5 protein-coding genes are annotated in these 11,795 nt (G+C 55.9%); 3 read left to right on the top strand and 2 right to left on the bottom strand.

Translation table 11 applies throughout. From position 1 onward, the window contains the following. Positions 1 to 33: 33 nt before the first annotated feature. The 3 genes from AC07V4_RS26850 to AC07V4_RS26840 all read left to right on the top strand — a co-directional run bounded on the left by AC07V4_RS26850 (position 34) and on the right by AC07V4_RS26840 (position 8,994). A complete protein-coding gene (locus AC07V4_RS26850; protein WP_493076214.1) occupies positions 34 to 6,927 on the top strand; it encodes an Ig-like domain-containing protein in 6,894 nt (2,297 codons plus the stop codon). 89 nt (positions 6,928 to 7,016) lie between these two features. Beyond that, complete coding sequence (locus AC07V4_RS26845; RefSeq protein WP_492638751.1) at positions 7,017 to 8,546, top strand: tryptophan halogenase family protein; 1,530 nt, start codon at positions 7,017 to 7,019, stop codon at positions 8,544 to 8,546. Positions 8,547 to 8,754: 208 nt separating this feature from the next. Then, a complete protein-coding gene (locus tag AC07V4_RS26840) occupies positions 8,755 to 8,994 on the top strand; it encodes a transposase (RefSeq protein WP_492638750.1) in 240 nt (79 codons plus the stop codon). Positions 8,995 to 9,454: 460 nt separating this feature from the next. Here the strand turns inward: AC07V4_RS26840 and AC07V4_RS26835 are convergent, their stop codons facing one another. After that, complete coding sequence (locus AC07V4_RS26835; protein WP_492638749.1) at positions 9,455 to 9,913, bottom strand: helix-turn-helix domain-containing protein; 459 nt, start codon at positions 9,911 to 9,913, stop codon at positions 9,455 to 9,457. Positions 9,914 to 10,452: 539 nt separating this feature from the next. Next, positions 10,453 to 11,670, bottom strand: coding sequence for a hypothetical protein (locus tag AC07V4_RS26830; RefSeq protein ID WP_492638748.1), 1,218 nt, complete (start codon positions 11,668 to 11,670; stop codon positions 10,453 to 10,455). Positions 11,671 to 11,795 lie beyond the last annotated feature (125 nt).

The following is an 11,795-nucleotide window of genomic DNA, read 5'->3' as shown; positions in this document are numbered from 1 at the left end:
GATGTGGTACGGATCTACGAGGGCAGCACCCTGTTGGGTACCGCCACGGTGACCGGCAACACCTGGAGCTTCCAGGTCACTGGCGCCACCGAAGGTGCTCACAGCTACGTGGCCACATTGGCGGACGCGGCGGGTAACGTAGAGTTGAGCTCCAACACTTTCAGTCTGACCGTGGACACCACGGCACCGAGTGCGGCCACCGGTTACGCCGTGGCGATCATGGCCTACACCGATGACGTCGCCCCACAAACCGGCAGCTTCGCCAGCGGCACCAGTACCAACGACACCACGCCGTTGTTGACGGGTACCGTGGCCGGCCTGGCAACCGGTGATATCGTGCGGATCTACGAGGGCAGCACGCTGTTGGGTACCGCCACCGTGACCGGCAGCACCTGGAGCTTCCAGGTGACTGGCGCCACTGAAGGTCTTCACAGCTACGTGGCCAAACTGGCGGATGCGGCGGGTAACGAAGGGTTGGCTTCCAACACCTTCAGCCTGACCGTGGACACCACAGCACCGACGCAAACCACTGTAATCAGTAACTTCGTCGATGATGTCGGCACAATCCAGGGCACTTTCGCGAGTGGCACCACCACTGACGACACCGCCCCAGTGCTCAACGGCACCTTCACTGGTACGTTAGTGACGGGCGAAGTGGTGCGCATCTACGATGGCAGCACTTTATTGGGCAATGCGACGGTCACTGGCAATAACTGGACGTTCAGCGGCGACACGGGCTTGGTGGACGGCACCACCCACAACTTCCACGCGGTGGTTGCGGACAGTGCGGGTAACGAAGGTACGTCATCGGCGAACTTCACCCTGACCATCGACACCACACCTCCGACCCAGGTCGCGACGATTGTTACCTACACTGACAACGTCGGTTTGAATCAGGGTAACTATGCTTCTGGGACGACCAGCGATGACACCACACCGGTGCTCAACGGCACCTTGTCGGCGGCCCTGGGTGCCACCGATGTGGTGCGCATCTACGATGGCAGCACCTTGTTGGGTAATGCAACGGTCACCGGCACCACTTGGACTTTCGCCGGGATCAGCGGCCTGCTTGACGCCAGTACCCACACCTACACCGCCAAGGTGACCGACGTGGCGGGTAACGAGGGTACAGCCTCGAATGCCTTTACCCTCTCGGTCGACATTACGCTGCCTGCCGTGACGGCGATTGCGCTGACGGCTATTTCCACCGATACCGCAGCCGGTCTGGCTACGGGCACGGCCAGCACCACCAACAGCGCGCTCAGCAGTGACTTCACCACCCGTGACAGCACACTTACCGTGTCGGGCACCTACGCCGGTACATTGGCAGCGTCGGGTGAGTTCCTGCAAATCAGCGCCGATGGTGGGGTGACCTGGAACAACGTTACCTTCAGCAATACGACACACACTTGGAGCTACCTCGATACCGTTCAACGTACGGCGGCTGCGACTTACCAACTGCGTGCCGTTGATAGTGTCGGCAACATGGCTGCGGCCACTGCCTCGCAACTGGTGACGGTCGACGTAACGGCACCGATCCAGAGCTTGCTGGCGCCGATCTTGACCAGTGCCTACGACAGCGGGGTGTTAGGCGATAGCATCACCACCAATACCTCTTTGACCTTCACCAGTGCCAACAGTCGTAAGGCTGAGGCGGGTGCAACGGTAGTATTGATCAACGACGTCAACAACGATGGTGTGTACTCCGAAGGCATCGACAGCGTTCTGGGGACAGCGGTAGCCGCGGCTGATGGCAGTTGGTCGATCAGCGCCACCGGCTTGGCCACCGGTACTTACCACTTGGCTTTCATGCAAGTAGATGCAGCCGGTAACCGGACTAAACTGAGCAGCGTCACCGATGTCAGTGTGGTGGGTACGGACAATGCCAGCAGTGCCCTCACTACATGGGGCGATACGTTTGCACAGTACGAAACCGGTGGCGCCACGGCGACACTGGGTACCAATGGCTTGTGGTCGTTCTTCCAGACTACACCGGGGGGCGGTGGAGCCTCGGTCTACAACAGCACCAGTTTGACTGGCTATACCCAGATTGCCCTGCCAGGTGGCGGGCGTTGGGCAGTGGGGGCGACGTTTGCCGACTTTGCCCGGACGGGCTATGCCGGGATCGTTTCGGTGACCACGGATGCAGGTAACCAGGATTTCTGGAGCACCACCAACGGTACTACTTACACCCGCAATACGCTGACCGGTAACTCGCTGTACTACGGTGGTGTGGCGGCATACGACAAGACAGGCGATGGTTACCTGGACTTTGCCATGGGTGATAACTACGGTAACTCCCTGACGTTTGTCACCAACACCAACGGCACGCTGACGTTCATGAACGGTACGGCCACCAGCGGTGAAGGGCGGCCTACCGGAGTCGCGACAACGATTGACGGCTATGCGGAAGTGTCCGGGGTCGACCTGGAAAACAACGGCACCGTCGACATCGTCGAGCACACCAATGCCAACGGCAACTACGCCCTGACTACGTTCAAGAACGACCAGTCGACCACCAACACCTTTACCCTGGCGACGGTTGCCGGCGTTTTTGCTACGCCATACGTTGGTAACACCAATGTGCCGGTGTCCATGACCTGGGGTGACTTCAACGGCGACGGTTACATGGACCTGTACCTGAACACCGGGCGCAATGCTGGCAACACGGCGGACAGCACCGCCAGCCGTATCTACTGGAACAACGGCAGCGGCGGTTTTGGCACCAGCGCCGGTACTACCGGCGGTACAGCCACTTACTTCAGCGACACCCTCAACGGTGGAGCCTCGGTGGCGGTGGACTGGAACCACGATGGCAAGATGGATGTGATCGAACTGCCGACCTACGGTGTGGCGGCTTCGCCAACGCTCTATCAAAACCTGGGCGGTGGTACCTTCGCCGCAGGGGTTTCGGTGACGGGGACCACCACCTACAACACCATTAACGGTGCGGAAGCGGTCGACTACAACTGGGACGGTTCGGTAGACCTGCTGGTTTACAACTCTTCGGGCGCCACAGTGTTTGTACAGAACACCAACACCGTGGCAGGCGGTACTAGTCTGCACTTGCGCATCGTCGACGCCACCGGGCTTAACGTACTCTTCGGCAACACTGTGCAGTTGTACAACAGCAAAGGTGTACTGGTCAGCTCGCAGATCCTCAACGCCCAATCGGGCCTGGGTACCAACGACAGCTCCGGCCTGGTCAACTTCTATGGCTTGAATGCGTCCGACATATACACCGCTGTATTGGTACGCAGTGTCAACGGCATTTCTTCGGATGTTGGTGGCCTGGCGAGCCTGGGTGGTAATACCATCGAGAACGTCAACGCCAGTTGGACCGGCCTGGTGGCTGGTGCAGCGACCAGCAACTATGTGCTGTCGGCTGAATCCGCTAGCAACAATGCCAACGGTGTATTTGTCGGTACTGGTTATAACGATACCTTCTTCGCCACAGCAGGTACTGATAGTTATAACGGTAGTGGTGGTTGGGCCAATGCGCGCTTCGGCACGCCAGTCTGGAGCGCCACCACCAGCGAGGATATCGTCGACTTCAAGCTGGCCGGCGCCACAGGCGTGACAGTCAACCTCAATACCACCACGGCACAGAACACCGGTTTCAACACTGCGACCTTCTCCAATATCGAAGGGCTGTACGGTAGCGCAGGCAACGACACGTTCATCGCGAGCACCACTGCCGGTGTGAACAACGTGTTCCAGGGGCGTGATGGTAACGACAGCTTCACCGTGACGGGCGGCGGTCATGCCAGCGTGTTGTACACCTTGCTTAACAGCACAGATGCAACCGGTGGTAACGGCACCGACACGGTCACCGGGTTTACCGTGGGTAATGTAACGACTGTTGCGGCGGCAGACGTGCTCGACCTGACCAACCTGCTGGCGTCCTACACAGGCACCGCCTATGTGTTCAAGGACACCATCAGCGGCAAGTTCGTGCTCGATTACGCTTCCCAGGGGTTGAACAATTACCTGCAAGTGAGCAACGACGGCACTAACACCACCGTCAGCGTGGACTTGACCGGTACCGGGAATTTTGGTGCTGGCCATACCCTGGTGACGTTGAGCGGTGTAGTGACCGATCTACCGACCTTGCTGGCCAACGATCAACTGCTGGTCTCTTCGTCGAACAACCTTAACTCGGTCGTGGGGGTCACCTCACAGACTACCACCGACACCACGCCGATTGTCAGCGGTACGATTCCGTATGCCTTGACCAACGGCGCGCATATGGAAGTGACCATCGGTGACGTGACCTACAGCTCGGCGAACGGCGCGGTGGTGGTCGACCCGTTGAATAACACCTGGTATGTACAGGTGCCAGCGGGCTTGGCCACCGGTACTTACGACGTCTCGGCGGTGGTGCTCAACACTGATGGTTCGGTGGCGTCCCAGGACATTTCCCATAACGAATTGTCGGTGACGCCAGCCCCGACCGTGACCTTCGGAGGCGCTGGTTCCGGCGACAACAAAGGCACAGCGGTGGCCTTGGGCGAGAGCGGCCAATGGATGATCTTCAGTAACCAGATCATCTTCAACGGTATCGGTAGCAACAGTTCGACCTTGGGCAACTACTCGTCTACCAGTTTGACGTCGAGCAATACCCTGTACGGCAACAACCTGACGCAGAACGTGACCTTTACGGACTACAACCGCGATGGCCACATGGACTTGCTGGGCGAGGACTCGGTGTATGCCGACGGCCAGCAGGGCTGGACATTCAATGGCACGACGTATACACCGTTCCAGGTCGGGTTGGTGGACAGTGCGGCGAACAACACTGCCAATGGCACTATCAACAACCCGGGGGCCAACGCCTATGCCTGGTACGGCGGTGTGGCGGCTTACGACAAAAATGGTGATGGTTTTGTCGACGTGGTCTACGGCGATAACACGCCGGACGATGAAAACGCGCAAGGCGGTTATGACTCAAGTTTTGTGGTCAACCAGAACGGCACCATCAATGGTTTTGTCAAGGACAGCAACTATGTCTCGTCCCCCACAGCGGCTGTTACTCCGGTAGCCACCAATACCAACAACTCGACGCCAGACAAAGAAATTTCGGGCATCGACATCAACAACGACGGTACTGTGGACATCGTTTATCACGGCAGTGTGAACACCAACAAAGTCGGCACACTGACCTCCATTGATAGTAGCCGCCTGGTGGTGGTGACCAACAGCGGCAACGGGCTTCTGGCCAGCACCCAGATTGTCAACGGTGTGTTTTACAACCAGGAAAGCATCATCTCTCAGGCACCGTCCATGACCTGGGCGGACTTCAACGGCGACGGGTTCATGGACCTGTTCCTGGGCGTGACCAATAGCGCTTCAATCGCCACCAGCATGATCTTCTTCAACGACGGAGCAGGGCACCTGAGTGCCACCAATGCGACGACGACAGGGATCGGCACGGCGACCAACACCTACTCCATGGGGGACACCCTGGTCGGTGGCCCGTCCCTGGCAATGGACTGGAATGGCGACGGCAAGATGGACGTCATCGAGCTGCCGCAGTACGGCGCCACCGGTACGGTGAACCTGTACACCAACAACAGCACCAGCACCACGCCGTCGTTTGCCACCACGCAATTGTTGGCCAGCGGAGCTTTCGGCAGCGGTACTGGCGCGACCTTTGGTAACGGAGCGGGTGGTTCGGTGACGGGGGTCATTGGTCTCGACCTGGATTGGGACGGTGCCCAGGACTTGCTGGTGTTCACCACCAACGGTGTGACCACCTATGTACACAACCCGACGGTTGTTGCGGCGGGCACCAGCTTGCACGTGCGGATTGTTGATGCCAACGGCATCAACGCCTACTACGGCAACACGGTGCAGTTGGTGGATTCCACCGGCAAAGTGGTCGCCAGCCAGGTGATCAACGCGCAGTCCGGCAACCAGACCAACGACAGCACCGGGATCGTCGACTTCTACGGCCTGAGCGCGAGCCAGACCTACAGCGTGGTATTGCTGAAGAATGTCAACGGGGTTTCCAGTGATGTAGGCGGGGTGGCTTCGGACACCACCGGTGCCAATGGTGGTGGCACGCTGAACGTCATAGAGAATGTCAACAGCACGTGGGCTGGGCTGAGCGCGGGCGCTGCCAACCACGCTTATGTCTTGACCGCGGCCAGCGGCACCAGCGGTGCCTCGGATGTCAACGCTTACTCCGGTCTTGCCACCGGCGGCGGCGATATCATCGGTACCGGCTACAACGACACCTTCTTCGCCCAGACCGGTACCAGCGCCTACAACGGCGGTGGCGGTACGACGACGGTGTCCGGGGTACAAGCCTGGAGCAACACGGGTGGTTTGGACATCGTCGACTACAAACTGGCCGGCAGCACAGCGTTGACGATTGACCTGAGCAACACCGGTATACAGAACACTGGTTACAACACTGCGTCCTTCAACAACATCGAGGGCATCGCCGGCGGCTCGGGTAATGACACATTCACCGACAGCCAGGCGGACAACCAGTTTGAAGGGCGTGGAGGTAACGACACGTTCAACCTCACCCACGGTGGCCATGACACGTTGCTCTATAACGTGCTGGCTGGGGCAAGCGCCGACGGTACCGGTGGTAACGGCAGCGACATCGTCAATGGCTTCAAGGTCGGTACCTGGGAAGGCACCGCCGGCACGCAGCGTCTGGACGTGCATGCATTGTTGGTGGGCTACACCGGTGATGGCAGCGCCAGCTACATCAACAACGTGGCGACCATTAATGCCAGTGCGGGCAATATCGGCAGCTTCTTGCAGGTGACTCAGAGCGGGGCGAACACCGTGGTCAGCATTGACCGTGACGGCGCAGGCACTGCCTACGATCCGACCACGATTGCCACGTTGCAAAACGTCCATACTGACTTGGCGACGTTGTTGGCCAACCATCAACTGACCGTGGTCTAAGGCTCAAACAGGTCTACAACTAAGAGAGGGATAAAAAGGGGCGATGATTCGCCCCTTTTTTCAGGCACCGAAAAACTAAGGAAACCGGTATGTTGAATCTACGAAACATCCGTCGCGTGGTCATCGTCGGGGGAGGCACGGCAGGTTGGTTTGCCGCGTTGTCGTTGCGCCGAGTATTTGCTCCCAACGTAGAGGTGCGGGTGATTGAGTCGCCGGATATTGGCATTGTCGGGGTGGGCGAGGGTGGCCTGATCAATCTGATCGATGCCTTGAACCGCAATAATATTGCGGTCAGTGACTTCATGCGTGAAACAGGTGCCGCGTTCAAGCTGGGTTTTTGTTATGAGGGTTGGCGTGGCGGTGGTGAACAGGACAAGTTCTACCATTTGTTTGCCGACCCCAAGGTCGAGGAGCTGGCCTGGTCTGAATATGGAGGTTACCCGCTGATCACTGCGCTGATTCACCAGAATTACGGCCTGGATAAAGGTGTGCTGGGCTACAACCGGGGGTATGAAGCCATCACCGGAAATGTCTCCCAGGCACAAATGGTCGAATTCCTGATCAAGGGGGAGTCGGGCCTGGCGATGTCATTGCACTTCGACAGTTATCGGGTGGCCGAATTTCTCAAGCAGGTCGCGATCTCCCGAGGGGTGGTACACCAACAGGGCAAGGTCGAAACGGTGATGCGTGATGATCAGGGGGTGGTCAAAAACCTGCAGGTGGCTGACATCGATGGCTCCAGGCAAAGCATCGATCTGGAATTGATGATTGATGCTTCGGGCTTTGCGCGGCTGGGGGTTGGCAAGACCAAGGGCGCAAAGTGGCGCTCGTTCAAAGACTATTTGTTGATGGACAGTGCCATTCCCTTCCACATGCCTCACCCAAACAAGAACCCCGCGCTGGTCACCCGGGCGATTGCCATGGACGCCGGCTGGATGTGGCAGATTCCGCTGATCGAGCGGGTAGGGGCCGGCTATGTGTTCAGCAGCGCCCACATGGACCCCGACCGCGCGGTGCAGGAAATTGAAGCCAAGGTTGGGCATGCCATCGAGCCGATTCGCACCTTGCGTTTCGAGCCTGGGCATTTCGAACAGGTGTGGATAGGCAATATTCTGGCCTTGGGCTTGGCTTCGGGGTTTGTGGAGCCGTTGGAGGCCACGTCGATTGGGCAAATGTTGGAGCAACTGAGGAACTTCGAACGGGTCCTTGTAGAGGGCCAGGGCGTTATTCTGGATACGGTGATCGATGGTTTCAATGCGGCCAATGCCCAATGCTGGAGCGAGATCCGGGACTTCTTGCGAATGCACTACGATTGCCCACGACGAGACAATGAGTTTTGGCGTGATGTGGCGGGTTCAACATTGCCAGCCAGCTATCAGGACTTCAAAGCCTCGTTTGCCCTGCGTACGCCCCGACGCATTGATGTAGAGGGCAATTCGTTGCACGGTTGGGGGGCGATTTTTCATGTGATGAACTGGCTATTCGTCGCGCAACCCCTGGGTCTGCTGTCCCGCGAGGCCGCTCAGGCGGACTTGATGGCCCTGTCGGAGGAAAAGCGTCGATTGTTGGATATTTATATGAAAAAAGTCCGACAGGCCAAATCGAGCGAGGTTAGCTGAATCGATCAAGGAGACCTTTCAATCTTCACCTCTGACCATTTTACGATAGGAGCAACTGGTGTGTATGTTGCCTATTTTACAGTGCGACGCGGACAAGCGATTAGCGTAACCGTACGGCCAAGTCATCTACCCAGCCCCGCAAAGCCAAGACATGGTGTGCACTTAAATTTAAGTGGGCACCAGTTCTAGCCTTTTAAACGGGTATTTCATGCAGCCAACACGCCGTTCCTATTCCAAGTCCTTCAAAGCCCAATTCATTCAAGAGTGTGCACAGCCCGGTGCTTCGATTGCCAGCGTCGTACTCAGCCATAGCCTCAATGCAAACCTCGTACATAAATGGATTCGGGTGCAAGTGCAGAAAAGCACGGCGCTGCAACCGGCATTCATTCCGTTACCCATGCAGCTGACGCCTTTCGAGAACCATCCGCGTCGGCGCCATGTTTACTAAAGAATGGCAGACCCATTTACGTTGCATGTCACAAAGTCGGCCCAATCAGCCATCAATACACGGCGTTTTTCCAATAAGTCACTTCGCCAATAGGCCGCCTCAGCACCGCTAGCGACAACGTGAGCCAAAGCCATCTCGCAGACCTCGCGTGCATGGGGTGTACATTCCGCAGCCCAGTCCTTGAATGTGTTGCGAAACCCGTGAGCAGTAATGACTCTGTCATTGCTATCGCGCCAGCCCTTACCTCCATCATCCAGGTCCTTTTGGTCCATGCGTCGCAAGGTCATTAACATGGCCATATTGCTAATGGGTCGACCTTTACGAGCCCATGGAAACAGCAACGAACTGCCTTTGATTTGACCGCCTGGATTTTGAATTTTTCAGGATAATGCTGGTTGCTCATGACACCTTCTAATGGGCCTCATTCAAAGGCTTGGATGTGTCTACGAACTAGGGGCGATTAGTTCGTTTTGCGCCAATGTCGGTCCACTGTTGTCGTTCCAACACCGAGCTTGCGAGATACCTCTATTTTGCTGAGCCCCTCGGATTGGAGTTTTTGAATGGCATTGCGATTGTTCTCAGCACGTTTCCCTCGTACGCCTTGAATCGCGCCGGCACTGAATTCGCTGCGTAGCCTCCCTGTCTTGAGATATTCATCGAGCTCGCTGCGTTGTTTGGCCTGATAGTCCCCTAAACTCAACGATGCCAACCGGGCCTCTACCGTAAAAAGTACGATGCTCGGCGTAACGCCTAAGCAGTCGCAAAGGGACCGAAACTTTGCGATCGAAATGCTTTGACGGCCTCGCTCTACGCTGGCGAGATACTCGCGACCCAGCGCCCTCGAACAGTCCTCCCGTTTAAGTCCGGCGTCTACTCTAATTTCTCTCAGAGTTTGCCCAAGAGCTTCCAGATATTCCATTGCTCTTCCGCGCAGCCGTAAAAGAGCAATAAGGCCATGCTTTGACACCCCACATCGCGGGGCTATAACATGTATATGTGGGGTGTCTATTCTTTGTCTTGCTTGCGCTCCTCCACACACATACAGGGACCGCACCGAGACTGTGGAACCAAGTCTCGCGCTGGCAACTGTCCAAACCCAATGACCGGCAGAGGTCGACCCATAACGGACAATGTGTTCAACTGCTTCACGCCTTTGGCATCCTACGAATACCAGCGATCCTTTAACTCAGTCAGCTCTGGGCGAAAAGCATCCTAAGTAGGATCGCTCACTACCTTAGGCACATATTCAGGCCATCGAATGTGACAGCGTGGCTTCGTGGTGAGCCTAGCTGAGTTGCTTTAAGCGGAATAATGCAATAATGCATAGAAGGGCAAATAGGCCCTTTGGCCCCGTATGCCCAGCATCAGAACGACTTCCCTCCGTCTTGAAAGTGCAGTGCCATGTCCGAATGGGTGCAGACTTATTCTTGTCTTGGCGTAAATACTCCTTGGTGACGGTTATGGTTGGGGCGGAGTGGGTCCGCCGGAGAGCAAATAAACATCAACACGTCGGTCTTCCGGAAATCCTGTTGATATCAATGATGAGTTGATTTTTTTGTCAATTAAAGGAGTACTTCGTGGACCCGACACGAGTATTAGAACGTCGCTTAACTCATCAAAGTTTTCTGTTTTGGTGGGCCAGCAATTGTCGTGAAGATATAATCTCACTCCCTCAGCGCGGGCGCGCGCTAAACCTGCGTTCGCTTCATATCTGAGACGAGCGGCACCTGCAAGTTGCAATCGGTCGGTTGATCCGACGATTAGAATGAGTCCTTTACCTTTGCTGATTCGGCTGCGCCACTTCTCACAAATTTGCTTTAGGTCTCGCCTAGCGTCTTCAAGTTTTTGCTCGCTGCCAAACCCATCCAAGTCAATGGTTGAGAACCCGGTTTTGAAATGGTCGACTTTGCCCAGATACTTTGGGGTTAAATCAAAATCTTTGATTTTATTATCTATCAAGACCTCGATTTTCGGAAAAAGACTGTCGACGTTAAATTCGAGGTCCTTGATTAGCTCGAAGTGAAAACCCATAGAGCCTAAGAGCGCTAAAGCACCTACTGATTTAGTGAGTCGTCCACGCCCAAACAATACCAGTATTGCGCCTAAGATCATTAAAAGCGCACAAAGTGCGAAAGAAAATCCAGCAATGGCATCGGTTGGAGATGGGGTGGGAGGTACAGGAGGCACATATACGGTTGTTGGGCGATCGATAGGTGGGGCTGGTGTAGCGCCGGCGGGTGCGTAGTTAAGCCCAAGGTAAAGACATGAGATGGCTAATATTAAGGGCGCTTGGACGTCGCGTGAGAAAAACTGTCTGGTGAAGGTTTTAAGCTGTGACTTCCATTCTGTATAAGCCAACGATTCGCAAATTTTTGGGCCGTCATACAGCCACATGTTTTGTTCCCTAAGATGATATTCAATGATTTTTACACGATCCATGGCAAAAACAACAAACATTCGATGATAAGCCAACCATAGGGTGAATGCCGCGATTAGTAACAAGACGGCATATTCCAGTTTTCTGTCTGGAACTAAATGCAGTGAGAAAATGGCTGCCGTAAATCCCGCCATAATAGCGAACAGCCAACCTTTGACTCGGAATTCGTGTTGTTCGTGTCGGGTGATAATTTCTTGCAGCAACCTTAGTTCTTCGATTGCCGTCATTCTGTCTGACATACGTACCTCCCGAACTCCCTCTATTAACATTGTTACCGTTATCAGAAGTGAATCGCCCCGGATTCTCTAGACACCTTGCAAGCTCATTGCGTAACGCTTTTCAAACTCTACCGGTGACAGCTGAT

It is taken from the genome of Pseudomonas sp. GW821-FHT03A09 (genome assembly GCF_059421065.1).
This window is presented reverse-complemented; position numbering and strand designations above follow the sequence as displayed.